Consider the following 24,937-nt stretch of genomic DNA (forward strand, 5'->3'; position numbering starts at 1 on the left):
GGGCGCGCTAACGAGCGCGCTCCGGCGGTTTCGTATCCGGCCTTCGCGTCGCATGATCCGCCTCTGTCAGACCGGACCCGCGCCATGACCGCCTTTCCCGCCCCAGAAATCCTCCCTGCGCAGAGCACGCCGTTTGAGCGCACCGCCCAGCTGAGCTGGTTTGACGGCATGGACGATCCGCGGCTGAACCTCAGCGCCGAGCTGGAAGCGCCGGATTTTGTCACCAAGGCCAAGTCCGGGGTCCTGCCCCCCTTCGCCGTGCTGTTTCACGCGATTTGCGGAGCCAGTCTGGATGTGGACGCCTTCCGCTGGCGCCTGACATCGGACGGTCAGCCCTTTCGCATCAATGCGCTGTTGCCCAGCTACACGGTCCGGAACGCCCAGGGGCATGTGAATTTTTCCTACGTCCCGTTCACTGAAGATCTCGACGCCTTCATCACCGCCTATCACGCCGACAAGCCCGAAGCGGAGAGCGCGACCGAGATGCGCACCAATGTCGAGACCGGGCCGGAATGCGGCCAGCTCTATTGCACCGGCCTGCCCTTCCTGCGCTTCAGCTCGATCGAGCATCCCAGAAGCGGCGGCGGCGCCTTTGCGGCGACGCCCAATATCGCAGCCGGCCAATGGCGCATGGAAGCCTGGGGTCGCCTCACCCTGCCGCTGTCAGTCCAGGTCCATCACGGACTTGTGGACGGCGCGCATGTGGCGGATTGGTTCGAGGCGGTGAGCTCAAGGCTTGAGCGCTTCGTGAAGGGCTAGGTCCTGTCCAGAAATCCCAGCAGGGCATCGGGCATGCCCGGCGCAGGATGGGCGGGCGGCGCATCGGATCTCAGATCGAGATAAGCCGTCACAGCCGCCTTCAGTGCGTTCCGAACAGCATCGGGGTCAGCCTCCGCCAACGTCGCCTTGAGCGCTTCCGCCCCCGGCGCGTCATCGAGCTTGCGCACGCCGCGTTCGGGCCAGCCCAGACGCCGCGCCAGCATCGGCCCCAGCACCTGCTCGCGGAAAAAGCCCAGCATGCCGATGGCCTCAAACACTTCGCCCCGGCCCAGCTTGGCCGCCCCGTAGTGCAGCCAAATCCAGGCCCGGTCCTCGAGCCATTGCGCATCCGCTTGCGGCCAGGCGATCTGCGCCTGATCCAGTCGCGCCTCCAGCGCCGCCCGGTCCCGCGCCCATAAAATCGCCGGACGCTCCACCCGGTGATCAAGGTCGGTCGCGTCTGCGAACTTCAGATCCACGTGCAGAAGCTCGGGCCCGTAAAGCGTGATCAGCAGCCGCGGCTCGCCCACATGCTCTCCGGTGAAGGACGAAACGAGATCCCCCAGCCGCATCGCCAGCGCGCGCTTGTCATTCAATGTGACAGGCGGAGCGTCGTAAACGAGCACCAGATCAAGATCGGACCAGGCGTCAAACCCGCCATGGACCAGAGAGCCGCCGCCCAGGACCGCGGCCAGTCCCGGTTCCTGAGCGAAGACAGCGAGGGCGCGGTCCAGAAACCGCTGATGATGTTCGGGAAGCGTGCTGGTCATACCATCCTCCAGGCCAGCACCTCAGGATTATCGAGGCGCCCCCGCACGCGCAACGCCAAACCTGCCCTGTCAGGAAAACTTCACGCCTAGCCCGGCGCGGTCAGGAAAGCCGGCAACAGCCCTTGTGCGGCCAGCGCGCCCAGCCCGACCCCCAGCGCATTGTTGACCGCATGAGCGAGTATGGCGGGCCAGATCGAGCCTGATTGCTCATAGAGCCAGATCAGGACGAGCCCCATCACCGCCGCATTGATCGCCTGATGCGGGACGATATGGGACGCCCCGAAGATGATCGAGGAGACAAGCGCCGCCAGCCAGACCGGACGATGCCCTTTCATCCATTTATAGACAAAGCCGCGAAAGAAGACTTCCTCGGCGAACGGCGTGACCACAAGCGTCATCCCCACAAAGGCCGCGATCATGCCCGGCGAGGCGGACGGTCCGAAATCAAACGGCGCCCGGGTCATCATCGCCCAGGACGGGATCAGCCCGGTCAACGCCTTCACCAGCATCAGCCCCGTCACCGTGAAGCCCAGGCCCGCCGCCGCGCCGGTCAGAAGCCAGCCCGTCCCGACGGGCCTTAATCCCACCGCACGCCAGTCGAGCCCCTTGAGCAAAAGTCCCAGCCCCCAGAGCACGCCCAGAAGCGCGACCGCCTTGCTGAGCTGACTGATGACGAGGATTTTGAGCGGCAGTCTGTCGCCGGAGCCAACATAGGCCTCCATGCCGACCGTCTCGCTGACGAGCGCCATATGCGCCCAGCTTAGCGCCGTGTAGGCGGCCATGGCTGTGGCGAGCACAACGATCCCGTCCCGAAACCGCCACAGCGGCTGTGTCACATCTTGATGCATGATGTCCTCCCTTGCATGGGAGGAGGCTGTCGCGCGGAGGGTTTTGCACCTATCGACGGATGTCAGTGATCTGTCAGTCTGCAGATGTCAGCGCGGCGCCGCGGGCGAGTTTCACCGCCTCGCCGCGCCCTTGAACGCCCAGCTTGGCGTAGAGGGTGCTGTTATAGGTGCGCACGGTCGTCGGAGAGAGATTGAGCCGCCGCGCAATCGCCTTGTCGCTCAACCCTTCCGCCAGAAGCGCCAGCAGGGCGCGCTCACGCTCTGTCAGCTGATCCGCGATGACCGGGTCCAGCCCCGCCTCTTGTCGGGAGGCTCGCTCGATGGACAACAGAGCGCCAGAAGCCGGGGCGTAACGCGCGGTCAGCCAGACGCCCGGCGTCACCGCGCCCGCCATATCGTCCTCAAGCGTGAACCGCCGCCCTTCAAGCTCCAGCGTCGCACTCAGGCCTGAGAACAGGCCGGGACGTCTTCGCCAGTAAACATGGGCGACGCCGCTGTCCATTTCGACCGCATCGCCTTTGAGATCATCCAGTGCGCCGCGCCATTGAAGGGGCGCACGCCAGCACCGCGCCACGACGATCAGCACGGGCAGCAGGAGCACCAGAACAGGGGAGCGGAACACCCATTCGGGCCGCGCAATCATGAAAACGATGAGCGCGGCGCCCGTGAGCGCCGCGCAGATCACCGCCAGAGACGCCCACCGCCGTCCCGCCATAAATGCGGTCAGGCGGCGGCGTTCAGCGGACGTCATCGTCGAAGTCCTAGCGTTCGAACTTCTGGAACTTCACGCGCTTGGGCACCAGCGCGTCATCGCCCAGGCGGCGCTTCTTGTCGGCCAGATAGTCGGTGAACGAGCCTTCGAACCATTCCACATGGCTGTCGCCTTCAAAGGCGAGGATGTGGGTGGCGATCCGGTCGAGGAAGAAGCGATCGTGCGAGATCACCACGGCGCAGCCGGGGAAGTCCTCGAGCGCGGCTTCCAGGGCCGACAGGGTTTCAACGTCGAGATCGTTGGTCGGTTCGTCGAGGAGGAGCAGATTGCCGCCCTCCTTGAGCATCTTGGCGAGGTGCACGCGGTTGCGCTCACCGCCGGACAGGATGCCGACCTTCTTCTGCTGGTCGCCGCCCTTGAAATTGAACGCGCCCACATAGGCCCGGCTCGGCACTTCCTGCTCGCCCAGCATGATCATGTCATTGCCGTCGGAAATCTCTTCCCAGACCGTCTTGTTGGGGTCGAGCGCGTCACGCGACTGGTTCACATAACCCAGTTTCACGGTCTCGCCGAGGGTGACAGACCCGCTATCGGGCTGTTCCTCGCCGACGATCATCTTGAACAGGGTGGTCTTACCCGCGCCGTTCGGACCGATCACCCCCACAACGCCGCCCGGCGGCAGTTTGAAGTCGAGATCGTTGATCAGCAAGCGGTCATCAAAGCCTTTCGACACATGGTCGAACTCGACCACATTGCCCCCGAGGCGCGGGCCCGGGGGAATGCGGATGACGGCGGTCGAGATCTTTTCCTTCTCCGCCGCGTCCCGCTTTTCCTCATAGGACTTGATACGCGCCTTGGACTTGGCCTGACGCGCTTTCGGCGCGGCGCGGATCCATTCCAGTTCGCGAGCCAGAGCGCGCTGCTTGGCGCCCTCTTCGCGGGATTCCTGCTCGAGGCGCTTGGCCTTCTGCTCCAGCCAGTCCGAATAGCCGCCCTTGTAAGGCACGCCCTGACCGCGATCGAGTTCGAGAGTCCAGGTGGTGATGGCGTCCAGGAAGTAACGGTCGTGGGTGACGATCAGAACGGCGCCGGGATAGTTCTCCAGGTGATTCTGGAGCCAGGCGACGCTTTCGGCATCGAGGTGGTTGGTCGGTTCGTCGAGCAGCAGCATGTGCGGCTTGGACAGAAGAAGCTGGCAGATCGCCACGCGGCGGCGCTCACCGCCCGAGAGGTTCGTCACATCCGCATCCGGCGCCGGGCAGCGCAGGGCGTCCATGGCCATCTCGATCTTGGAATCGATGTCCCACGCATCGCGCGCGTCGACCTGCTCCTGCAGCTCGGTCATCTTCTCCATCAGCTCGTCGGAGTAATCCTCAGCAAGCTGCATGGCGATGGCGTTGTAGGCGTCATAGATCTGCTTGTCCTCAGACCCCTCAATGACGTTCTCCCACACGGTCTTGTCGGGGTTGAGCTTGGGCTCCTGCGGCAGATAGCCCACGCGCACGCCCTTTTCCGCCCAGGCCTCGCCGGTGAAGTCATTGTCCTGACCGGCCATGATGCGCAGCAGCGAGGATTTACCCGCGCCGTTGACGCCCACGACGCCGATCTTGGCGTCCGGCAGGAAGTGCAGCGAGATGCCGGAGAAGACCTGTTTCCCGCCGGGATAGGTCTTCGCCAGATTGTCCATGTGATAGACGTATTGATACGCGGCCATAGGCGCAGCGCTCCATTGATGAGGGGCTGAAACTTTGCGCCCGCTATACCGGAGATAGGGGGGCGGATGCAATCGGGGCTGTAGGCCAGACCGCGCAACGCTTTCCAGAGTGTAACGTGAAACCGCGCGAGCGACGTGTCAGGCTTTCCCCAAACGGGGGAGATGCTCATGAACGCCTTGATCGCGCTGGCGCTGGCCGCCGCGCAGCAGACCGCCCTGCCGAACTCGGTTTCGGTCAGCCGGACCGGGGAGGACTGGAGCACGGTCACCCTCACGCTGGGCTTTGACGCGGAGGCGGGCGACAGCCTCGCCTTGCGCTTCCCCGAGCAATGGGGACCCGCGGAAAACCTGACGCAGCTTGTCAGCGATGTGGCCGTCAGCGGCCCGGATGGGCCTCTGGCGTTCGAGCGGGCTGGCGCGTCCCTGTCTGTAACCGCCCTGCCCGCTGGCCCGATCGAGGTCCGCTATGACATAGCGCAGGATTATGAGGGTGAACCGCAATGGGGCGCACAGCGCCTGCCCGGCATGCGGCCCGTCCTGCAGCCGGACTACGCCTTCTTTGCGGGCGGCGCGGTGCTGCCGTCTTTTGACGAGGCGACAGATGACGTCCGCGTCATCCTGCCAGACGGCGGCAGGATCAACCGCCCCGTTGATGAGGCAGGCGAAAGCGCGCCTGTCTCTTACGCCGCGCTGACCAACGGCCTGTTCGCTTTTGGGGCGTTCCGGATGGAGACAACCGATGGGGACGGCCTCGCTTTGCGCTCGGCGATCCGGGGCGACTGGGCGCTCGATGACACGACCTTGCATGCCGTGACAGCGGACACGCTGGGCCAGGCGGCGAGCCTGTTCGAGGACCCGGCGTTTGCGCAATACTTCGTCATGGTGACGCCGCTGCCGGAGCTGCCTCAGGGCTCGGCGGTGATCGGATCGGGCTTTGATGAGGCCTTCTTCCTGCTCGCCACGCCCAATGCCGATCCTGAAAACCTCATCCACACGATCACCCATGAAGTCCTGCACGAATGGATTCCGCGCCGGGCCGGTCAGACCGATGAGGCGACCGATCCTGCCCGCGCCTGGTTCACCGAAGGCTTCACCGAGTATTTCACCCAGCGCCTGCTCCTTCAGACCGGCCGCATCACGCTTGATGAGTTCGCGGCCAACATGGACGCGCTTTGGACGGCCTACAGGACATCGGACGTGAACACACTGCCCGCCGAGGCGCTCAATGAGCGCCTGTTTGAGAGCGAACAGACCGAGCGCCTGCCCTATCAGCGCGGCGCCTTGCTGGCCCTGCATTGGGATACGATCCTGAAAGCGGAGGGCGATGAAGGCCTGACCCGCGTGCTCGCCACTCTCATTGACCGCGCCGACGCGCTGGAAGGGGACGGACACGCGCGCACCCTCTCAGACGCCGCGCTGCACGCCGCCCTGCGCGACGCGCTCGGCCAGCAGTTCGACGCGGATTACCAGCACTACATTGTCGAGGGCGGGCTGATCGATCTGCGCACGCTGACCCTGCCGGAGTGCCTGGAAGCCGACGCCCACGCCCATCTGCGGATCAAGCCGGCTTCTGAAGCGCTTGAGGCGTGTGCGGCAGGGATTGTGGGGAAATAGTCGCGAGCCACTCAGGGCATTCTCAAGAGCCGAAAATGGCGTATGGTTTCTCCAATAGGGGGAAATCACATGAAACGGCTCATTCTTCCAGCCCTGCTTCTGGCCAGCCCGCTCCTTGCCGCCTGCGAGCCTGAAACGCCGCGCACGGTGACAGTGACCGCCGAAGGGTGGGCAGTGGAACCCGCGCACTATGCTGTGGTCGAAGTTCACCTCGGCGCACGCGCGGAGACTCAGGCTGAGGCTTTAGAACAAGCGCAAGCCCTTTTCACGACGTTAAACAGTCAATTGCCCCGATTAGAAGGCATGGAGAGCTTCGCCCTGAGCACTCAAGAACTTGATATTCAGCAAGACTGCCCAAGGGGCCAGAACCGCAATATCTACAGGGGGACACCATGCGAGGCGGAGGGATATGTGGTGACTCAACGCATCACAATTACAATTTCGCCGGCAGCTCTAGCTGGAAACATGGCGAGCCTTGCCAACGAGCTGGGCGCAGCCGATGCCAGCATTTACGACTTTCTCGCTGGAGATGCGGAGAGCGTTGACAGAAGAGCGTTGCAGGATGCCTTGGCGAACGCCCAGCACAGCGCCAATGCCTTGGCTGAGGCCTCCGGTCTCGAGCTTGGGGACATCATCTCCATTCAACCCGCATACGGGCGCGTAGATGTGAATCGCAGGCGTGTTGATGAGGAAACAATCACCGTAACCGCGCAGATGCGCGCGCCCGTTCAAGAATTGGATATCTCGCCCTCGGATATCCGGGCAGGTTCAGAAATCACCGTCGTCTTCGAACTCGCCGATCCGGTCCCAGCCTCTAACGACTAACCCCTACTCCGGCCGCTCCACATTCGCGCAGGCGTATTCGGCGATATGGCCGGAGATGGCGTTCGGGTCGATGGGCTCGAAATGGTAATTGCGGTGGTCCGCGTTCATCTCGTCCACCGTATGGCCCTGCCCCAGATAACGCACGAGGCCCTCGCGGCAGTTGATCTCGCGCTGCACGAAGGTCTCCCCGCGACGGCCCACGCGGCGGGTGACGATCTCCAGATTGCCGCCGCGGATCGGCACCAGCATCAGCACGTCATAGCGCGCCGCCGGATCATTCGGCACGTCGATCACGGGGAAACGCTGGGCCTGCGCACTGACGGCGAGGCTGGCGGAGAGGGCGAGAGTGACGAGTACAGGCATGGACGCCTCCCAGAAATTGAACGCTTCCGGACATTCTCAGTCTCGCCGAAGAATGCTTAAGATCAGTTACGAGGCCGCCCCGACATTGTCCCCCGCGCGCCCTGCCTGTAGCTTCGCGCCCGACAGAACAAGAGAAGGGGAGTTCTCATGCGCCACGCCCTGTCCACCTGCGTGTGCCTGCTGGCCTTGATCGCCTGCGCGCCATCCACAGACATCCAGGCCTCCGAGCCCGCAGACCCGGCGGCCCTGAGCATTGATGATGTGTTCGGCAGCGCGAACCTCGCCGGCGCCACGCCGCGCGGCCTGCGCTTTTCACCTGATGGCGAGCGCGTGACCTTCCTGCGCCCCAAGGATGACGACCGCACGGTGACCGATCTCTGGGCGATGGATCTCAGCGATGGCCGGACCTACATGCTGGTTGATTCCGCCGTGCTGGCGCCCGATGAGCGGGAGCTGTCCGAGGCCGAGATCCAGTATCGCGAGCGCGCCCGCATCTCCACCTCCGGCGTCGTCAGCTATGACTGGGACGAGACGGGCGAAGCCATTCTGGTGCCGCTCGATGGTGATGTCTTCTACGTCGATGTGAACACCGGCGAGGCCGAGCGCCTGATGCAGACCGAGGCGTTCGAGACCGACGCCCGCGTCAGCCCGGACGGGTCCTATGTGAGCTTCATCCGCGACCAGAACCTCTGGGTGCACGATCTTGAAACCGGCGAGGAGCGCGCCCTGACCACCGAGGGCGGCGATGCGATCAGCTGGGGCGTCGCCGAATTCGTCGCCCAGGAAGAGATGAGCCGTTACACCGGCTATTGGTGGAGCCCGGATGGCCGCTATATCGCCGCGGCGCGCATTGACGAGACCCCGGTCGAGATCGTGCCCCGCTTCGGCATCAACGCCGAGGGCGTCACCGTCACCGACCAGCGCTATCCGCGCGCGGGCACGCCGAACGTGCTGATCGAGCTGCATGTCATCGATGTGGCCACCGGCGAACGGACGCAGGTCGATCTCGGGGAAGAGACCGACATCTATCTCGCCCGGGTGAACTGGAGCCAGGACAGCGGCACGCTGTACGCCCAGCGCCAGAACCGCGCCCAGACCGTGCTCGACATTCTGGCCGCGAACCCGGAGACCGGCGCGACCGAGACCGTCCTCACCGAGCAGAACGACGCCTGGATCAACCTCACCAATGATTTCCGCGCGCTCGAGGATGGCGGCTTCCTGTGGACCTCCGAACGCACGGGCTTCCGGCACATCTATCATGTGAGCGCGGACGGCGCGGTGCGCCCCCTGACCTCGGGCGAGTGGGTGGTCGATGATATCGCGGGCCTGTCTGAAGACGGCGCGACGGTCTATTTCGAAGGCTGGGTGACGAGCCCGCTCGAGCGTCATCTGTACGCCGTGCCCTTTGAGGGCGGCGAGCCGGTCCAGATCACCGAAGGCGAAGGCCGCTGGAGCGTGAGCCTCGGTCAGGGCGGCACGGGCTTTATCGGCAGCTATTCCGATCCCGACACCCCGCCCCAGACGGCGCTCTACGACATTTCCGGCGAGCGCGTGGCCTGGATCGAGGAAAACACCATCAATGAAGACCACCCCTATGCGCCGTTCCTCGCGAGCCATCTGGTTCCCGAATTCGGCACGGTCCTCGCCGATGACGGGGAGACCGAGCTCTACTGGTCCATGCTCAAGCCGGACCATTGCTCGGCGGCCAATCCCTGCCCGGCCATCGTGCAGGTCTATGGCGGACCGCACGTCCAGACCGTGTCCGGGGGCTGGGTCGGCGCGCGTGATCAGCTGTTCGCGGACGAGGGCTATATCCTCTTCAAGCTCGACAATCGCGGCAGCTGGAATCGCGGCCTCGCTTTTGAAGCGGAGCTCCATGACCGTATGGGCACGGTCGAGGTGCGCGACCAGCTGACGGGGCTCGATTACCTTGAAAGCCTGGATTTCGTGGACAATGACCGCATCGGTCTGTGGGGCTGGTCCTATGGCGGCTACATGACGCTGATGACCACGCTGCAGGCGCCGGGCCGGTTCGACGCCGCGGTTTCGGGCGCGCCGGTGACCGACTGGTCGCTCTATGACACCCATTACACCGAGCGCTACATGGACACCCCGCAGAACAATGAGAGCGGCTATTATGAAGGCTCCGCCTTCGCCCATCTCGACGGGTATGAAACCCCGACCCTGCTGATCCATGGCATGGCGGATGACAACGTCACCTTCGACCATGCCACCCGGCTCTATGCCGAGCTGCAGGAACGCGGCGAGCTCTTCGAGATGATGACCTATCCCGGTCAGCGTCACGGTGTGCGCCCGCCCGCCCTGCAACGCCATCTGTGGACCACGATCTACGACTTCTTCGGCCGCGAACTGGCCGAGGAGGACCAGGAGTAAGTCTATCGGCGGACCAGACGCGAAAACCCCGGAGCCAAGCTCCGGGGTTTTTGTTTGCGCAGGCGCAAGCCGCCTCTAGAGTGTGCAAGCACACGCAATAGGGGATGCGAAACATGATGAAGACGATGGGTGTAACGGTTCTGGCAAGCTGCCTGCTCTGGGCTGCACCTGCACCCGCACTCGCTCAATCGGCCAGTTCAGCGCCAACCTTGGACATTATGGTCAGAGGCAAGGGCTCAGTTTCTCAAGAGGCGCAAGAAGGGGTTCTTCTTATTAGTGGTAACGTTAGTACAGATTTTGATTGGGGCGCGTTTCGATCTGGCCTGATAGAGCAAACAAATGTCACGGCGTTAGAACGAAGCAATGGATGGGTTTTGTACCCACCACTGAGCTCGGCAGATGAAGCTTCAGAGCAAACTCCTGTTTTCAGTTACTTTGAAGGCTCCGCTGATGAAATTTCAGCAGCTCTGAGTTACATCTCCGATGCTGACCTGGATGTTTCCACATCCATTCAATGGATCACAAACCCAACACCAGAGACTGAAAGCCGAGCTGTTGAACGAGCGACAGCTGATGCCCGCAACAGAGCCGTCATCGTAGCTTCGTCTGCTGGATGCAACTTGGTCCGCCTCAGCTCGATAGAACTCATCAGAATAGAACCAAGTGAAAACAGTGAAAACAATGATGACGCGCTCATCAGCCCTAGCAGCTTGAGTGAATCGTCTGAGCATTCAACGCACGTCACGGCCACACAACCACTCGCTTTTTTTGAAGCTCATATTTCAGCGTCATTCTTGGCCCAGTGCCCATAAACAAATAAACCCCATTACAGCCTTCCCTCACTTCTGCATTCTGTCATCCCGGACGCGAAGCGATCCGGGATCTACCGAAACCGCTCTGTTTTGATCACAGCAATGAAACCGGTAGATCCCGGCTCAGGGCCGGGATGACACTCAGAGGGAATAGAAGAAGCACCCCCATCCCCGCCGCAAGACGGCGAGGGCATGAGCAGGGCGCGCGGGAGCAGTCCGGGCGATTATGGGTCTGTTGGTTTTGTTATGGAGCCCGATAAGGCTCCCGCGCGCGGTGGTGTTTTCTACGGCCTCGACCGGCTTGCTGACGCCATTTCTACGCAGCCTGTCCAAGCTGGACGTTTGTCAGACGTCCGCCCAAGGGATTCCTGCCCCAGGGGCGCGGCTCCAACAGGATCGCCGGAATGTACGAAGTCCCGCCTTTTCGCTGCAGCGCGGTGCGTTAAACCGCGCCCGCTCGGGACACCACCACCCCTCCCGAACCCAACGCGCCGGCCGCCCGCTCTGAAGGAGTGGGGGCAGTATGGGGGAAGAGCGGGAGGGGGAGGATAAGTTGAGGGTTGTCCTCGAAGAGTGCGGATGAAAGCAGCGTCGCATGGGCCTCCGGATCAAGTCCGAAGGCCGAGTGGTTCAGGCTCTACTCTCGGTCCTCGGGCTTGACCCGGGGACCCATGAGCCCCTACCCCGCCTGCGCTTCGAGCCATAGATCGAAGCGGTCATGGCCCCAATACTTGTCCGCGCCATCAATCAGGAAGGGCACGCCGAAGACGCCGTCTGCGTCGGCTTGCTCGCTATAGCCGTCCAGGATCGCGTTGAGCGCCTCGCCGGTCGGCAGGGCATCGGGATCAAATCCCTCCCATTCCGCCATCATCGCCGCTTTGCCGAGCACGTCCGGCTTGGAGATATCGAGCCCCTGCCCCCAGCGCAGGTCGGAGACCGCCAGCGCGAACGCCATGCCCTGCCCAGCGGCGCTTGCAGCGTGAAAGGCAGCGTTTGAAGGCGCGTAGTCAGGATCAAAAGGGTCGGGCAGCGCCAGCGGCAAGCCCTGACGCACCGTCATGCGGTAGACGTCCTGCACCAGGTAATCGCGCTTTTTCGGATTGGACAGCGGATCGACGAAACCGCTCTCCGGGCTGAGGATGAAGGGGATCAGGTCACCCGTGAACCCGGCCCGCGCCAGCTTGTGCAGGCCCAGGCGTGAATAGGGGCTGCGGAAACCGAAATAGCATCGCAGGCCTGAGGCGGTCGTGTCGTTCATGTCGCAAATTCCCGGGCGCGAGGAGAAATTGATCATCTGCAGCTTAACAGCCACGCCGCAGGGCGCTAACGTTCTGTTAACAGCATCGCGTATGGCGGCCAGTCACATTTGAATGAGCCGCGATGCAGGTCGAGGGGGCCTCTGCCATGGGCGTCAGAACCGAGGGGGATGAGCGGCGATGACATCGGAAGTCATGATCATGAACCGGCAGGCCGTGGTGCTGGCCGCGGACAGCGCCGTCACCTATGGCGGCGGGCCAGGCTCGGTCGTCACGCTGGAAGCGGAGAAGATCCTCCAGCTCGGCCCGAACATGGCGCTGATGGTGTATTCGCGCGGCGACGTGCTGGGCCGGTCCTGGTCGCATATCGCCCACGCCTTCAAGCGCGCCCAGGGCGAGCTCGACTTTGACAGCGTGCAGGCCTGTGCGGACGCCTTCTTCGCCTTCATCGACAATAACCGCCAGCTCTTCCCCGAGAAGGAGGAGCGCGAGGAGCTCGAGGACCTGATGCGCGCGGCCATGCTGACCGTGCTCAATCACGCCCGCAATCTTCGCACCCATGCGCCGGGCCAGTACGAGACCGACGCCGCAGCCTTCGAGGGCGCGCTGGATCTGTATCGCGCGCACCTGCTGCAGGATGAGGGCGGGGCGGAGCGACCAAGCCTTGAAGTCTTTGCGGCTCTGGATCGCGACCGCTTCTACCAGCAATACGCCAGCATGCTCGACAGCCTGATCGGCGAGGCCCTCGGCGAATTCGGCATGCAGGAGAGCATCCGCAACAAGCTCTATGACTTCGCCTATCTGATCATCACGCGCCCCGCCTTCCTCGAGCCCTATGCCGGGCTTGTGTTCGCCGGATTCGGCGAGGGCGACGTCTTCCCCGTCTATTGCCACTATTATGCGTCGATCATGGTCGATGGCGTCATCAAGCGCGCTCATGACGAGACGACCCAGGTCGGCGTGGAGAACGGGCCGAACGCGTATCTGCGCACGTTTGCGCAGGCGGAGATGACCCATGCCTTCCTGCGCGGGGTCCATCCGTACATGTTCGATGTGATGGCCTCGATGAACATGGTGACCAATGAGGCCGCCAGCGAGATCGCCCTGCGCAAGGCCGGCCTCGACGAGGCCGAGATCAGTCGGGTCATGGGGGAAATGCGCGACTCAGAACTGCTGTCCCTGTCCGCCGAATTCATCCACACCGCGCGCACGATTTCACAGGAAGAATTCATCGACCCGTTCATCGCCGTGGTCGCCGCTTCGGGCAAAAAGCAAATGGGCGAAACCGCCAAGGCTCTGGTGGAGCTCAACATTCTCAAAAGCGACCTGCACCAGACCCAGACCGGCGTGGGCGGCGAAGTCGATGTCGCAATGATCTCGCGCACCGGCGGATTTGAGTGGTATGCTAAAAAATCGTAAACTGCCCCTCCACCCTCACACGTCCTTGAGGAGGTGATGATGAGCGAAGACCCCACACGCCTGAACATCGAACGGGCCCGCGAAGCTCTGGCCCGCGCCCGCCTTGATGATGTCGCCATGGCGGTGCGCGCCCCGCGCCCGGCGGACCTGTCCCGGCTTGAGGAAACCCAGGCGCGGGCTGAAAATCTCAGCGCCCGGGCGGACGCCTTTCGCGACACGGTGCGCTCGCGCATGGGCCTGTCCGCCTATACAGGCGGCGCGGCCAGCTTCACCTCGGGACTGTCGGGCATGGACGCAGCGCTCTGCGACGCTGATGTCTGCGCTCCGGCTCCGCCTGCCATGACTGACGCCTCGCGCGCCGCGCTGATGGGAGAGGTCGAGCGGGCGCCCGCGGTCGCACAACCCTCCGTCGCCGACAATGCCAGGGAGTCCCGCAGCGCCGAGCCCCGAGAGCCGCGTCGCCGCCGCTTCTTCTGGCTGTTCTAGGCCGTCAGCAGGATCTTGCAGATCGCTTCAAGACCCGCCTGATCCTCGGCGTCAAACGCGTCGAGTTCGGCTGAGTCCACGTCCAGAACGGCAGCGAGCGCTCCATCGGCGTCAAGGACCGGCACGACGATTTCCGATCGAGACCGGCTGTCGCAGGCGATGTGGCCCGGAAACGCTTCGACGTCCCGCACCAGCTGGGTCTCGCCGCTCTGCGCAGCCGCGCCGCACACGCCGCGACCGAACGGGATCCGCAGACAGCCCAGCGTCCCCTGATACGGGCCCACCACAAGCTCCTGAGGTTTCTGCGGATCCACCACGTAGAAGCCGGTCCAGAAAAAGCGCGGGCCGAAATTGTGCGCCAGCAGACAGGCCGCCGTGGCGTATCGCGCGGTCCGGCTGGTCTCACCGGCGACGATCGCGGCGATCTCCTTGCCGATCCGGACATAGGCTTCGGCCTTGGTTTCACCCTCGACCGCGGTGCTCATTTCTTCGGCCATAACAGGTTCCTGCATGCTGTGACGTCATTATTGCGCGCACATCTAGGCGCAGGATCGTCCTGACGCCAGCACCCGTCTGTAAAGAAGTGTGATCACGTCTTTCTCACGCGCTCGTGCAAAGCTGTGTAAAGCGGTAAACGGATACATCGCGTATGCCTGCCCTGACCGGCGATTGTGCCGATGAGATGGGAGTTGATCATGCGTAAAGCCTTGTTCCTCGCCGCCGCTCTGGCGGCTGCCGGCGCCGTCCTTCCTGCGGACGCCGCCTGGGCGGAAGACCCGATCTATACCGGCCGATTCAGCAATACCGCCGTCGGCGGTTACGACGCCGTCGCCTACCATACCGAAGGCCAGGCGATCCGCGGCGAGCGTGAATTCTCAACAGAATGGCGCGGCGCCGAGTTCCGCTTCGCCAGCCAGGCCAATCTCGACCTGTTCCTGTCCGACCCCGAGGCCTATGCCCCGGCCTATGGCGGGTATTGCGCCTGGGCGGTCTCGGAAGGCTATACAGCCAAGGGCGATCCCAATGTCTGGAACATCGTCGATGGCGTTCTCTACCTGAACTACAACGCCCAGATCCAGGACCGCTGGAGTACCGACATTCCCGGCCATATCGAGCGGGCGAATGCGAACTATCCCGGCCTTGTGGACGAGTAGGGAACGGATATGGCCGGCTCACTCCTGCGCAAAATCCCCGCTTACGTTCTGGGCGTCTGGATCTCCGCGATCTTCCTGGATTCCCTGCGCTTCAAGTTCACGGGTCACGAAACGCCCCGACACATCTTCGAAACCCTGCGCGACTGGTCGGGCATCGCGCTCTTCTATCCCGCGGGTCCCTGGATCATCGGACTGGCGGAGCTGACCGCCTCCTTGCTGGTGCTGGGTGTTCCCTTCATCATCCTGCTGACCACGCGAAAACCGGTCCAGGCCGCGCTGAGTCAGACCCTGGGCGGTCTGCTGGCCCTCGCGGTCATGAGCGGGGCGATCGTGTTTCACCTCTTCACGCCGCTTGGGATCGAGACCCCGACCGCCTGGGACAACGGTCAACCGACCGATTGGAGCCCCGCCCTCTTCATCGCCGCTTGCCTCACATGGGTCGCAGGCGCGATGCTGGTTCTCCTGCGTGGCGGTGAAGCCCTGCGCATCCTGAAAGGAAATCCTGACTGATGAGCCCCGCCCCCGCCTCCGACACGCAGACCCGGGACAGTCACAGCCTGTTTGCGGCGCTGGAGGCGGAACTGGCGCAGGGCGCAAGCCGCGGCGCGGACAAGCTTGCGCCACATGCGGCTGGCGGGCTGGAACGGGCGGCGAGACATCTCGCTCAATCCCGCAGCCCGCTCGCCCTGTTCACAGGGTTTTACGTCGCCCACGCTGCAAAACCCGCAGCGGAAACCGACGGGCCGCTGACCGTAATGGCGATCGCAGAAGCGCTCTTCGCCCTGGGACGCGAGGCGGTAATCATCACCGATGCGCCCTGCGCGCCCGTGCTCTATCGCCTGGTGGCCGAAGCCGGCCTGCCGGCGGATGTGCTGTATGTTCCCGAAACGCCAGACATGCTCGACCCTGCACTCAGGGCGCGTGGGGTCGACACCGTGTTCGCCATTGAGCGCCCCGGACGCGCGATCGACGGACGCTGTTACTCCATGCGCGCTCAGGACCTGACAGCCCATACGCTCGCCTTTGACGCGGTCTTCAGTCCCCGGTCTGGCTATACGCGTCTGGCGGCGGGGGATGGCGGCAATGAAATCGGCATGGGCGCCCTGCCGAAATCTGCGCTTTTCAGCCATATCGCCGATGGCCAGACCATCGCGAGCGCCACCGGCGCCGACGCCTTGATCGTGACCGGCGTCAGCCACTGGACCAGCTACGCGCTCGCCGCCGCCATGGCCGCTGTCGCGCCGGGCGATTCCGCGGTCTGGCGCGACGCTGTCAGCGATGCCCGCGAATGCCACCGTCTCTCAGCAGCGCTCAGCGCAGGCGCGGTGGATGGCGTGACAGCCGAATCCGCGCCGACGATTGACGGCCTGCCCCTCGAAATTCACCTCGCCAAGCGGGACCGCCTGTTCGCCCTCGCACGCTGACTGGACGCGCCGTCAGAGCCTCCCGCTCCTGCGATTATGTCACGCACGATGGAACAACCGGTCAGGGTGTCTCGTTGATCCCGTAATGCGAATGCGCAAAACGAGGACCCTCCCCATGGCTCAACTCACCACCATCAACCCCGCCACCAACGAAACGCTCAAGCAGTATGACCTGATGTCGGATCAGGACGTCGAGCAGGCCATCGAACTCTGCCATGCGGCCTATGAAGACTGGCGGCTGACCTCACTGGCCAAGCGGGCCTCGGTCATTCGCGCCATTGCGGACGCCCTGCGCGCCCGCAAGAACGAGTACGCCGAGCTGATGACCCGGGAGACCGGCAAGCGTTTTCAGGACGGACAGGCCGAGATCGAACTGTGCGCCAGCATCTGCGAGTACACGGCGGATGAAGGGCCCTCGGAACTCGCCGATGAAACGCGTGAACGTCCGGACGGCAAGGGGCTCGTCACCTATTCGCCCATCGGGGTCATCTATGGCATCCAGCCCTGGAATTTCCCCTGCTACCAGGCTGTGCGCTATTCCATCGCCAACCTCATGGCGGGCAATGGCGTCCTGCTCAAGCACGCGGAAAGCTGCACCGGAAGCGGGCTGTTGCTCAAGCAGATCTATGAGGAGGCCGGCTTGCCCAAAGGCCTGTTCACGGTGCTGCTGATCGACCATGACCAGTCCGATGACGTGATCGCCCATGACAAGGTGCGCGGCGTGACCCTGACCGGCAGCGAGGGCGCCGGCAAGACCGTCGCCAGGAAGGCCGGGGAACACCTGAAAAAGACCGTGCTCGAACTGGGCTCCAATGACGCCTATGTCGTTCTGGAGGACGCGGATCTTGATCTTGCGGTTGAGACCTGTGTTCAGGCGCGCCTGTTCAACAACGGCCAGACCTGTGTGAACGGCAAGCGCTTCATCGTCACGGACAAACACTATGACGCCTTTGTCGACCGTTACGCCACGGCCATGGCCGAAATCAAAATGGGCGACCCCATGAAAGAGGAGACCGAGCTCGGCCCCATGTCCCGTGTTGAGCTGCGCGACCAGCTTCACGACCAGGTCCGCAAGAGCATCGAGAACGGCGCCCGGGCTCTGTGCGGCGGTGAAGTGCCGGACAAGGACGGCGCCTATTATCCCGCAACCGTGCTGGTGGACGTCAAGCCGGGTCAGCCCGCCTATGATGACGAATTGTTCGGTCCGGTCGCATCGGTCATTCGCGCCAAGGACGATGAAGACGCCATGCGCATCGCCAATGACAGCCGCTACGGTCTGGGCGGCGGCATCTTCTCGCAAGACAAGGACAAGGCGCTCAAGCTGGCGCGCGACCATTTCGACACCGGCATGGTGATGATCAACGGCTATGACATCGCCACGCCCAACCTGCCCTTCGGCGGGGTCAAGAATTCCGGCTATGGCCGCGAGCATGGCGGCTTCGGCATGAAGGAGTTCGTCAACGCCAAGGCCGTCTCGGTCCTGAACTAGACCCAGAGCCTAACAGCAGAATCAGGCCCGCCCGCACGATCCGGGCGGGCCTTCTCATGGGAGCGATCCAGTCGGCCGCTCGCACCATGACCAGCGCATCATTGATCTGTCGGTTGTGATTGAGCTGATGCACGATCACGACGTCATGCTCGGAAACTGCGTGCTGGGCTACAAAGTCGGGATACAATTCCAGGGACCGCCCCGCCCCTTCAAGCGTCGGCGTGGATGGGGCGGCGTCACAACCTGTCAGAGCCAGGGCCGCAACGCCCGACAACAATCCGTATCCAAGCTTCATGTGCTGACCTTCCATGCTGGGGGACAGTCTAGCCTCCAGCACGGAAAAATCCTTGCGATTGCACCGGTCAAAGCCCGCCTGAACGCATAATCCCCCCGGCGCGGAGGCCGGGGGGATCAGCGGAACGCAGACAGCTCAGGATGGGTGGAGCTAGAAGCTGGTCTCCCAGCTCAGCAGACCGTTCGTGCCGGCGAAGAAGAGCACCATCGCCACCGAGGCGATGATCACAACACTCCACAGCTTGGCGAACCAGCTCTGGGCGCTGGTCCAGACCACGAAGGCGTTCCAGACCGTCGCCGCCAGCGCAAGATACAACAGGAACTGCGCGGCGATGGCGATGTAGAGCTGGCTGATGAAGCCCGAACCCAAGCCCGTCAGGTTCGCGAACATGGTCTGGAAGGTCAGCCCCCAGATCAGCAGAAAGGCGAAGACCAGCACAATGCCGCCGCGAGCGGCGCGATAGGCCAGCGCCTCCCGCCCCGTCAGCGGGAAGGCCCGCTTGTAGCGCCAGCGCACGATTGCGCGGACCGGCCAGAGCGCCAATGTCGCCAGAAGCGCCAGGATCGCCAGAATCAGGACCGGGGTCACCAGTGAAGCCGTGCGCCACCAGGGCGCAGGGATCAGATGCATGATCGGAGAGACCGGCTCGAAGGTCACATATTCGACCTGACCGTCCTCATCGAGAACGGCGGCCATGCGTTCATACCCGCCCACATGTCGCCAGACGAACGGCTCGACCTCTCGCCAGACCACGGGTGGGCCGAACAGCGGAAAGACCAGATCCCCGTCTTCATTCTGCGTAATCGTCGATTGCCCGGCGAAACGCAGGATGGCGGCGAAATTGGTCTCGATGGTGCGCGAGCTCTCATAGGTCCCGGCGACCAGCGCGCCGTGCTCCATCGCCGTATCCAGGCGCGGCCCGACCGGCTGGGTGACTTCGGGGAAATAGCGTTCCTCGAACCGCGTGGTCACGGCGAAGCGCAGCGCCCCCGCTTCACCGGCCGGCCCGGTGCTGTACACCGTGACATAGATGCCCACGCCGTCATCAAGCATGACGTTGAGGTCGGAGTGGAAGAAATTGGTGTCGCCGCCATGCCCGCGAATGCGCAAATCGCCCTTGTCGAGCTGCCAGAAGCCCAGCGCCATCGCGTTCAAGGGGGGCGTCAGCGGGTAGAGCGTCTCATACATCTGCTCCCAGGTTTCCGCCGACATGACCTCGGGATTGCGCTCGAGCAGCGCAATCATGAACCGGCCCATGGCCTCGCCGCTCGCGGCGACCGAGCCGGCGGGCGACATGGGCACCAGCTCGTAATACTGGGCCACGCCATCAGATGCGCTGGCATACCCATTGACCATGAAAGGCTCGAACTCGGCCGGCAGAGGCTGGCGGAAGGTCGCCCGCTCCATGCCCATGGGGGCGAAGACATGCTCGTCCACATAGTCCTCAAAGCCCTGCCCCGTGACGCGTTGAACGATATAGCCTGCGAGCGCCGTGCCGTAATTGGAATAGCCCGGCGTTTCACCCGGCGGGAAGATCCGTGAGGGCGGCGGCGCCTGTTTGAGAAACTCCTCCAGCGACAGGTTGAGCGCAGGATCCCCGATGATCAGGTTGTAAAGCCGTTCCTGGAAACCGGCCGTATGGGTCATCAGGTTCCGCATGGTGATCGGTGCGTCGAATGCGTCGGGAATCTCGAAATCGAGATAGGTGTTCACATCCGCGTCGAGATCGATCCGCCCCGCTTCCACCTGCTGCATGACCGCAATCCAGGTAAAGAGCTTTGAGATAGAGCCCGGCCTGAACATGTCTCCAGACCCGTCCACCGGCGTGCGCGCCTCGAGGTCGGAGTACCCGAAGCCCCGGGCCGTCAGGATCTCGCCATCCTTCACCACCACAACCTGAGCGCCGACAATATCGGCCACGCTCATGGCATTGGGCATGAAGCCGTCCAGCCAGGCGTCCACATCGGTGCGGGTCAGACTGGCCGGCCCCTGCGAGACAGGCTCTGGCGTTTCAACACGCGGAACCGGGCTGTCGAGCGGTTGCGGATCGGCCCCGCCCTCCTGCGCCAGCGCGGTGGCGCAACTGAGCGCCAGCACCAAGCTTCCAAGCCATTTCATCTGCGTTCTCAAAGACATCAACGCCTCCCGACATTTCAGGTGAAAGCTCATGGGGCGCCGCCCTGGAGCAGGGTGAACAGACCCACGCCGGCGAAATTGCCCAGCACATAGCCAAGAATCCCCGTGAGGATTCCGGGCGCGACCAGGTTTCGCCATTTGAAAAGAATTGCGATCGCCGCCGCGATGGGCGGGCCGGCGATACAGGCCAGAGAGGCGGTGACCATCTCGGCATAGTTCAACTTCAACAACCGCCCGACGGCCAGAACGGCCAGGGCATGCACCACGAAGATGCAGCCCACCATCACGAACATGCCCGGCGCGGCCTGCAGCATCTCGCCCAGATCCGCCCCGGCGCCGATGATGGCGAAGAACAGATACATGAACATCATGGCGATCACGTCCTCGCCCTTCAGTCCTGCGAGCACTGAGCGACCGAGTGTTGCAAGGACGGTCACGATCACCGTCAGGACCAGCATCTCGTAATTGGCGATGCCCAGCGCGGTTGAAACGGCGCCGCTGACCGCAACAGCCGCCGCTGAAACCGCAAGCGCGGACAGAAGACCGAACAGGCTGGCGCCGCCAGCGTCTGCGTCCTCTACGGGAAGGAGGCGTTCGCCAAGCCGGTCCGCCCGCCAGCCATACCAGCGCTGGAACAGGCTCCAGCCCGCGGCAAGATTGAGCAGGAGGATGAAGCCGACGCCGAAGATATTGTCGATGGCGAGCGCAGCCGAGAGCTGGGAGCTGTCCTGCAGGCCCACCGCCTCCGCCACGGCGACGAAATTGAGGGAGCCGCCGGTATAGGTGGCGGCGAACACGCCGGCGATCCGGGCTTCATTGACGCCCAGATCAACGATCAGCGCCGCGAGCGCCGCACCGGCGATCGTGCCCGCCATCCCGGCCAGGAACGCGATCAGGACGCGCCCGCCTTCGGTGAAGACCTTGATCAGGTCCGCCTTGAGCAGAAACAGCGCGATCGCCAGAGGCACCAGATAGGTCCAGATCGTTCCATAGAGCGGCGCGCTTCTGGGAATGACGCCGAACTGCGCCGCGAGCAGCGCCGTCAGCAGGATGATCCCCGCTCCGGAGATGCGACGTCCCCAGGCTGTGCGTTCCAGACCCGCGGCCAATGCGCATATGCCCAGAAGCGCCGCCATGAGACCGAAGATGTTCTCCGCTCCGATCATGAGGCCGCACTCCCACGCTCACGCGCGAACAGGCAGGGGGGGGGCAGGGTCACGCACACCCCCAGAAATTCCGGGTCGGCGCCTCGACCAGCCCCTCATGATAGCGCATGGCCGGCGCAGTATCGGATTTGAGATTGAGCGGTCCGTCCAGATCGACGAAGTCGCAAAGCTGGGCGATGACAAAGGCTGGCGCCATGGACAGGGATGTGCCCAGCATATTGCCCACCATCAGGCCCTTGCCCGCCGCCCGCGCCTCGCGCGCCAGCAGGAGCGCTTCCGTCAGCCCGCCTGTCTTGTCGAGCTTGATATTGATCATGTCATAGCGGCCCAGAGCCTGAGCCAGCTCGCCGCGATGCAGGCAGCTTTCATCCGCGCACAGGGGGATCGGGGACTTGAACCCTTCCAGCGCCGCGTCATCGCCGCGCGGCAAGGGCTGCTCCACCATGGCCACCCCCAGCGCCGCAAAGGGCTCGAGCACGGACTGCAGCATGTCGAATGTGAAGCCCTGATTGGCGTCGATGATGATCTGGACATCCGGGCGCGCCTTGCGCACCGCCATGACCCTCTCTACCGGATCCACGCCGTCGAGCTTGATCTTGATGAGCTTGAAATCCCGAGCGCGTGTGGCCTGTGCGGCCATGAGATCGGGCTGCTTCTGAATGCCCAGCGTGTACGCCGTCCGGCACGGCTGAGGGCGGATGTCCGCCATGTCCCAGACCGATTGACCGGTGCTCTTGGCCTCCAGGTCCCACAAGGCGCAATCAACCGCGTTGCGCGCCCCGCCGGCCGGCATCAGATCCAGCAGCCCTTCCCGGGTGATCCCGGCCTCGATCTCGGCTCGCACCGCCTCGATCTGGTCCAGCATTTCGACGGCGCTTTCCTGAAGATAGTAGACCGGCACGCCCTCTCCCGATCCGCAGACGCCCTCACGCTCCAGGGTCACGACCACAGCCTCGAGACTGTCAAAGACATGCCCTGTGATGACGAAAGGCGCCGTCATGGGCCAGCTTGTGCGATGCACGCTCAAACGCATGGGGAAGTCCTATTCTTCAAGCAGTTTGTCGACGATGCGGGCCGTGCCGTCCCGGATCGGATCGGCGACCGGAAGGCCCGTCTCGCGTTCATAGCGGGTAAAGAGCTCGCGCCGCTCGGCATCGGAGAGCGAGGAGCTGTTCACCGACAGCCCCACAAAGCGCGCTTTGGGATTCACCCGGCGGGCGAAGGTCAGGCATTGCTCGATGGCTTCCGGGATCGGCAGGATCGGAAATTCCTGACGGTCCTGAGCGCCCAGCAGATAGGTGCGCGACGGGTCGTGACAGAGCACCAGCGCATCAGGCTGTGCGCCGTGAAGCAGGCCCAGACTGACCCCGGCGAAGCTGGGATGAGACAAGGCGCCCTGACCTTCGATGACGTCCCAATGGTCCGACGCAGCCGCCGGCGAGAGCATCTCGGCGGCGCCGGACAGGAAGTCGGACACCACGCAATCCATGGGCACGCCCGTTCCGGCGATCATGATGCCGGTCTGTCCGGTGGCGCGGAAATCGGCGTCGAGTCCGCGCCGACGCATTTCCTGTTCAATCGCCAGGGCGGTGTACTTCTTGCCGACGGCGCAATCGGTGCCCACGGTCAGAAGTCGCTTGCCCGGGCGCTTTGTCCCGACCCCGATCGGAATGGTCTTTGGCGGCGTCCGCACATCGATCAGCCGCGCGCCGGACGCGCGCGCCGCCATGGCGATTTCCGGAAAATCTGACAGGCGCACATGCATGCCGGACACGACATCGAGACCGGCGCGCGCCGCTTCAGCCAGATCCTTCACCCAGGCGCGCGGAATTGAGCCGCCCTCGGAGGCGACGCCGATTATGATCGAGCCCAGCCCCTGGGCGGCCGCCTCGGTCACGCTCATATCGCGCAGACCGCCATCGACCTGGCATCCGGCAGCGCGCAACTGCCCAGCGCAGAGCTCGCGTCGCCACTGGATCAGGCCGAGACCTGTCTTGGCGTGACCGTAATCGCGGACATCCCCGAAATAGATCAGATAGGGAGGCTTGAGCTGGACCGCGCTGAGCCCGTCCGGGGCGACGGCTTCGCCGTGGAGTTCGTCATGACTGGCGAGAGACACGGGGTTCCTCCGTAACTGGATTGTCAGACGCTGCGATCCTGAAAATGCCGAGCGTCAGCAATGGCGCGACGACCACTGCGATGAAGGCGTAAGAAAGGGCGCCATAGCCGCCCGCGATGAGGTCGATGATCCCGACGGCCTCGGCCAGGAAAATCGCGATGGCGAGAAATCCGGTGGCGAGCACGAAGCGCGCCCATTGGGGGAGACGGCGTCCGCTGGCCTTGAGCGCGATGGCGACGCGTTCGTTGATGGCGTGGATGATCCCGACCCCGGTTTCCACGAAGGTGCCGAAGAGAACGACCTGGAAGGCCGCCGCGAGCCAGACCGCATTGAGCGAGCCCAGAAGGACCACCACCGGAACCGCTTCGGTCTCGATGCCGGGAAACCGGGCCAGCATGGCGATGAAGACAAGAACGCCGGGCAATATGCTGACCGCCCCGGCGATGGCGCCGGACGTCACCGCTTCCCGCCGCGTCTTCAGGTTCGGAAGGACGAACAGGACGGCGGCGAATGCGACCAGATTGTAAGCGGCGTAGCGCACGCCATCGAGCACCCAGTTGCCCTCGGCGCTCGCGCCTGAAAGGGCGGAGGCTATGGCCTCGCCCTGGGAAACGCTGACCCAGACAAAGAACACGCCGTACAGGCTGAACAGCAGCACGGACCACCAGGTCATGACCTTCGCGATCGCGCCGCCTCCGAAAAAGGCGAGGACGCCAATGGTCAACAGCAATCCCAGCGCGCCAACCACGGTGGGCGCCCCGAAAGCGGTGGCGATCATCTGCCCGGCGGCGGAGCCCAGCACCGACAGGACCAGCAGGGCGATCAGAAGATACAGGATTTCAAACAGACGCCAGAACGGCCCCAGCAGAGCCGAGAAGAAAGTCTTGTAGTCATAGCCCTTGAACACCCGGGCGAACTCGAAGCCGACAGCGAGCAGCACGGCCCAGGTCAACGCCGTCACGCCAAAGCCCAGCAAGCCGCCAAGCGCGCCATGAGACAGGAAGTATTCCGCGATTTCCCGTCCCGTGCCGTAGCCGCCGCCAATAATGACGGACTGGAACACCAGGCCTGGCAAAAGGTAGGTCTTGAAAATGGAGGTCATGTCATTCGCTAACGCATTCATGTCTGGACCCGGCTCGACTGCCGCGCCCCGGTCCGGCGAGCCCAGGGGAAAGCTCGCCG

At 63.8% G+C, this 24,937-nt stretch carries 23 protein-coding genes; 11 read left to right on the forward strand and 12 right to left on the reverse strand.

The window, feature by feature from the left end:
* Positions 1-84 precede the first annotated feature (84 nt).
* On the forward strand, positions 85-759 hold the full coding sequence (locus OA2633_RS05550) for a CatA-like O-acetyltransferase (RefSeq protein ID WP_040612489.1): 675 nt from the start codon (positions 85-87) through the stop codon (positions 757-759).
* On the opposite strand, the gene OA2633_RS05555 is transcribed toward OA2633_RS05550, so the two are convergent.
* From OA2633_RS05555 to ettA, 4 genes are all read right to left on the reverse strand, one after another.
* Positions 756-1,529: a hypothetical protein gene (locus tag OA2633_RS05555; RefSeq protein WP_009801512.1), complete on the reverse strand. Its 774-nt coding sequence runs from the start codon at positions 1,527-1,529 to the stop codon at positions 756-758. The two genes, OA2633_RS05550 and OA2633_RS05555, sit on opposite strands and share 4 nt — an antisense overlap.
* An 86-nt stretch (positions 1,530-1,615) precedes the next feature.
* Complete coding sequence (locus tag OA2633_RS15235; RefSeq protein WP_009801513.1) at positions 1,616-2,377, reverse strand: CPBP family intramembrane glutamic endopeptidase; 762 nt, start codon at positions 2,375-2,377, stop codon at positions 1,616-1,618.
* 73 nt (positions 2,378-2,450) lie between these two features.
* Complete coding sequence (locus tag OA2633_RS15240) at positions 2,451-3,128, reverse strand: LuxR C-terminal-related transcriptional regulator (protein WP_009801514.1); 678 nt, start codon at positions 3,126-3,128, stop codon at positions 2,451-2,453.
* A 10-nt stretch (positions 3,129-3,138) separates the two neighbouring features.
* Positions 3,139-4,803, reverse strand: a complete 1,665-nt coding sequence (gene ettA / locus OA2633_RS05570) for an energy-dependent translational throttle protein EttA (RefSeq protein ID WP_009801515.1) — start codon at positions 4,801-4,803, stop codon at positions 3,139-3,141.
* A 168-nt stretch (positions 4,804-4,971) separates the two neighbouring features.
* Here ettA and OA2633_RS05575 point away from each other — a divergent pair, with 168 nt between their 5' ends.
* Positions 4,972-6,417 carry a hypothetical protein gene (locus OA2633_RS05575; protein WP_162010970.1) on the forward strand — a complete coding sequence of 482 codons (1,446 nt, stop codon included), beginning with the start codon at positions 4,972-4,974 and terminating at the stop codon, positions 6,415-6,417.
* A 69-nt stretch (positions 6,418-6,486) separates the two neighbouring features.
* Positions 6,487-7,242 (forward strand): SIMPL domain-containing protein, encoded by a 756-nt coding sequence (locus tag OA2633_RS05580; protein WP_009801517.1) that lies wholly within the window; start codon positions 6,487-6,489, stop codon positions 7,240-7,242.
* A 3-nt stretch (positions 7,243-7,245) separates the two neighbouring features.
* Here the strand turns inward: OA2633_RS05580 and OA2633_RS05585 are convergent, their stop codons facing one another.
* Complete coding sequence (locus tag OA2633_RS05585) at positions 7,246-7,605, reverse strand: hypothetical protein (protein WP_009801518.1); 360 nt, start codon at positions 7,603-7,605, stop codon at positions 7,246-7,248.
* A gap of 147 nt (positions 7,606-7,752) precedes the next feature.
* Here OA2633_RS05585 and OA2633_RS05590 point away from each other — a divergent pair, with 147 nt between their 5' ends.
* Complete coding sequence (locus tag OA2633_RS05590; RefSeq protein WP_009801519.1) at positions 7,753-9,999, forward strand: S9 family peptidase; 2,247 nt, start codon at positions 7,753-7,755, stop codon at positions 9,997-9,999.
* 113 nt (positions 10,000-10,112) lie between these two features.
* Complete coding sequence (locus OA2633_RS15770; protein WP_162010971.1) at positions 10,113-10,811, forward strand: SIMPL domain-containing protein; 699 nt, start codon at positions 10,113-10,115, stop codon at positions 10,809-10,811.
* Positions 10,812-11,490: 679 nt separating this feature from the next.
* On the opposite strand, the gene OA2633_RS05595 is transcribed toward OA2633_RS15770, so the two are convergent.
* Positions 11,491-12,069, reverse strand: coding sequence for a DsbA family protein (locus OA2633_RS05595; RefSeq protein ID WP_162010972.1), 579 nt, complete (start codon positions 12,067-12,069; stop codon positions 11,491-11,493).
* 178 nt (positions 12,070-12,247) lie between these two features.
* Between OA2633_RS05595 and OA2633_RS05600 the strand changes: the two genes are divergently transcribed.
* On the forward strand, positions 12,248-13,486 hold the full coding sequence (locus tag OA2633_RS05600; RefSeq protein WP_009801521.1) for a hypothetical protein: 1,239 nt from the start codon (positions 12,248-12,250) through the stop codon (positions 13,484-13,486).
* Between the two features lie 39 nt (positions 13,487-13,525).
* A complete protein-coding gene (locus tag OA2633_RS05605) occupies positions 13,526-13,972 on the forward strand; it encodes a hypothetical protein (RefSeq protein WP_156776135.1) in 447 nt (148 codons plus the stop codon).
* Here OA2633_RS05605 and OA2633_RS05610 read toward each other — a convergent pair.
* The gene (locus OA2633_RS05610) at positions 13,969-14,469 is read right to left on the reverse strand and encodes a GAF domain-containing protein (RefSeq protein WP_009801523.1); all 501 of its coding nucleotides are present in this window, start codon (positions 14,467-14,469) and stop codon (positions 13,969-13,971) included. The two genes, OA2633_RS05605 and OA2633_RS05610, sit on opposite strands and share 4 nt — an antisense overlap.
* Positions 14,470-14,667: 198 nt before the next feature.
* On the opposite strand from OA2633_RS05610, the gene OA2633_RS05615 reads away from it, so the two are divergent.
* The 4 genes from OA2633_RS05615 (at position 14,668) to OA2633_RS05630 (ending at position 18,039) form a co-directional block, all read left to right on the forward strand.
* Positions 14,668-15,126, forward strand: coding sequence for a YHS domain-containing (seleno)protein (locus tag OA2633_RS05615; RefSeq protein WP_009801524.1), 459 nt, complete (start codon positions 14,668-14,670; stop codon positions 15,124-15,126).
* A gap of 9 nt (positions 15,127-15,135) precedes the next feature.
* Positions 15,136-15,636, forward strand: a complete 501-nt coding sequence (locus OA2633_RS05620; protein WP_009801525.1) for a hypothetical protein — start codon at positions 15,136-15,138, stop codon at positions 15,634-15,636.
* Entirely contained in the window at positions 15,636-16,550 is a 915-nt protein-coding gene (locus OA2633_RS05625; RefSeq protein WP_009801526.1) for a glutamate cyclase domain-containing protein, read from the forward strand. Before OA2633_RS05620 ends, OA2633_RS05625 begins: the two co-directional genes overlap by 1 nt.
* A 115-nt stretch (positions 16,551-16,665) precedes the next feature.
* A complete protein-coding gene (locus tag OA2633_RS05630; RefSeq protein ID WP_009801527.1) occupies positions 16,666-18,039 on the forward strand; it encodes an NAD-dependent succinate-semialdehyde dehydrogenase in 1,374 nt (457 codons plus the stop codon).
* A gap of 445 nt (positions 18,040-18,484) precedes the next feature.
* Here OA2633_RS05630 and OA2633_RS05635 read toward each other — a convergent pair whose 3' ends face one another.
* From OA2633_RS05635 to OA2633_RS05655, 5 genes are read right to left on the reverse strand one after another with little or no spacing between them, the layout of a single operon-like run.
* Complete coding sequence (locus OA2633_RS05635) at positions 18,485-20,452, reverse strand: serine hydrolase (RefSeq protein ID WP_009801528.1); 1,968 nt, start codon at positions 20,450-20,452, stop codon at positions 18,485-18,487.
* Positions 20,453-20,499: 47 nt separating this feature from the next.
* Positions 20,500-21,636 carry a DUF819 family protein gene (locus tag OA2633_RS05640; RefSeq protein ID WP_009801529.1) on the reverse strand — a complete coding sequence of 379 codons (1,137 nt, stop codon included), beginning with the start codon at positions 21,634-21,636 and terminating at the stop codon, positions 20,500-20,502.
* 49 nt (positions 21,637-21,685) lie between these two features.
* The gene (dgcA, locus tag OA2633_RS05645; protein ID WP_040612491.1) at positions 21,686-22,669 is read right to left on the reverse strand and encodes an N-acetyl-D-Glu racemase DgcA; all 984 of its coding nucleotides are present in this window, start codon (positions 22,667-22,669) and stop codon (positions 21,686-21,688) included.
* Positions 22,670-22,678: 9 nt separating this feature from the next.
* Entirely contained in the window at positions 22,679-23,755 is a 1,077-nt protein-coding gene (locus OA2633_RS05650) for a DUF1611 domain-containing protein (protein ID WP_009801531.1), read from the reverse strand.
* The gene (locus OA2633_RS05655; protein ID WP_156776139.1) at positions 23,736-24,857 is read right to left on the reverse strand and encodes a hypothetical protein; all 1,122 of its coding nucleotides are present in this window, start codon (positions 24,855-24,857) and stop codon (positions 23,736-23,738) included. Before OA2633_RS05655 ends, OA2633_RS05650 begins: the two co-directional genes overlap by 20 nt.
* Between the last annotated feature and the right edge of the window lie 80 nt (positions 24,858-24,937).

The organism is Oceanicaulis sp. HTCC2633 (assembly GCF_000152745.1).
GTDB lineage: Bacteria > Pseudomonadota > Alphaproteobacteria > Caulobacterales > Maricaulaceae > Oceanicaulis.

Excerpts from the sequence above, each read along its gene's own strand:
- OA2633_RS15770 (WP_162010971.1), top strand. The coding sequence starts at position 10,113 with ATGATGAAGACGATGGGTGTAACGGTTCTGGCAAGCTGCCTGCTCTGG.
- OA2633_RS15240 (WP_009801514.1), bottom strand. The coding sequence starts at position 3,128 with ATGACGTCCGCTGAACGCCGCCGCCTGACCGCATTTATGGCGGGACGG.
- OA2633_RS05595 (WP_162010972.1), bottom strand. The coding sequence starts at position 12,069 with ATGAACGACACGACCGCCTCAGGCCTGCGATGCTATTTCGGTTTCCGC.
- OA2633_RS05590 (WP_009801519.1), top strand. The coding sequence starts at position 7,753 with ATGCGCCACGCCCTGTCCACCTGCGTGTGCCTGCTGGCCTTGATCGCC.
- OA2633_RS05600 (WP_009801521.1), top strand. The coding sequence starts at position 12,248 with ATGACATCGGAAGTCATGATCATGAACCGGCAGGCCGTGGTGCTGGCC.
- OA2633_RS05555 (WP_009801512.1), bottom strand. The coding sequence starts at position 1,529 with ATGACCAGCACGCTTCCCGAACATCATCAGCGGTTTCTGGACCGCGCC.
- OA2633_RS05610 (WP_009801523.1), bottom strand. The coding sequence starts at position 14,469 with ATGGCCGAAGAAATGAGCACCGCGGTCGAGGGTGAAACCAAGGCCGAA.
- OA2633_RS05620 (WP_009801525.1), top strand. The coding sequence starts at position 15,136 with ATGGCCGGCTCACTCCTGCGCAAAATCCCCGCTTACGTTCTGGGCGTC.
- dgcA (WP_040612491.1), bottom strand. The coding sequence starts at position 22,669 with ATGCGTTTGAGCGTGCATCGCACAAGCTGGCCCATGACGGCGCCTTTC.
- OA2633_RS15235 (WP_009801513.1), bottom strand. The coding sequence starts at position 2,377 with ATGCATCAAGATGTGACACAGCCGCTGTGGCGGTTTCGGGACGGGATC.
- OA2633_RS05575 (WP_162010970.1), top strand. The coding sequence starts at position 4,972 with ATGAACGCCTTGATCGCGCTGGCGCTGGCCGCCGCGCAGCAGACCGCC.
- OA2633_RS05615 (WP_009801524.1), top strand. The coding sequence starts at position 14,668 with ATGCGTAAAGCCTTGTTCCTCGCCGCCGCTCTGGCGGCTGCCGGCGCC.
- OA2633_RS05625 (WP_009801526.1), top strand. The coding sequence starts at position 15,636 with ATGAGCCCCGCCCCCGCCTCCGACACGCAGACCCGGGACAGTCACAGC.
- OA2633_RS05550 (WP_040612489.1), top strand. The coding sequence starts at position 85 with ATGACCGCCTTTCCCGCCCCAGAAATCCTCCCTGCGCAGAGCACGCCG.
- ettA (WP_009801515.1), bottom strand. The coding sequence starts at position 4,803 with ATGGCCGCGTATCAATACGTCTATCACATGGACAATCTGGCGAAGACC.
- OA2633_RS05635 (WP_009801528.1), bottom strand. The coding sequence starts at position 20,452 with ATGAAATGGCTTGGAAGCTTGGTGCTGGCGCTCAGTTGCGCCACCGCG.
- OA2633_RS05580 (WP_009801517.1), top strand. The coding sequence starts at position 6,487 with ATGAAACGGCTCATTCTTCCAGCCCTGCTTCTGGCCAGCCCGCTCCTT.
- OA2633_RS05605 (WP_156776135.1), top strand. The coding sequence starts at position 13,526 with ATGAGCGAAGACCCCACACGCCTGAACATCGAACGGGCCCGCGAAGCT.
- OA2633_RS05655 (WP_156776139.1), bottom strand. The coding sequence starts at position 24,857 with ATGACCTCCATTTTCAAGACCTACCTTTTGCCAGGCCTGGTGTTCCAG.
- OA2633_RS05585 (WP_009801518.1), bottom strand. The coding sequence starts at position 7,605 with ATGCCTGTACTCGTCACTCTCGCCCTCTCCGCCAGCCTCGCCGTCAGT.
- OA2633_RS05640 (WP_009801529.1), bottom strand. The coding sequence starts at position 21,636 with ATGATCGGAGCGGAGAACATCTTCGGTCTCATGGCGGCGCTTCTGGGC.
- OA2633_RS05630 (WP_009801527.1), top strand. The coding sequence starts at position 16,666 with ATGGCTCAACTCACCACCATCAACCCCGCCACCAACGAAACGCTCAAG.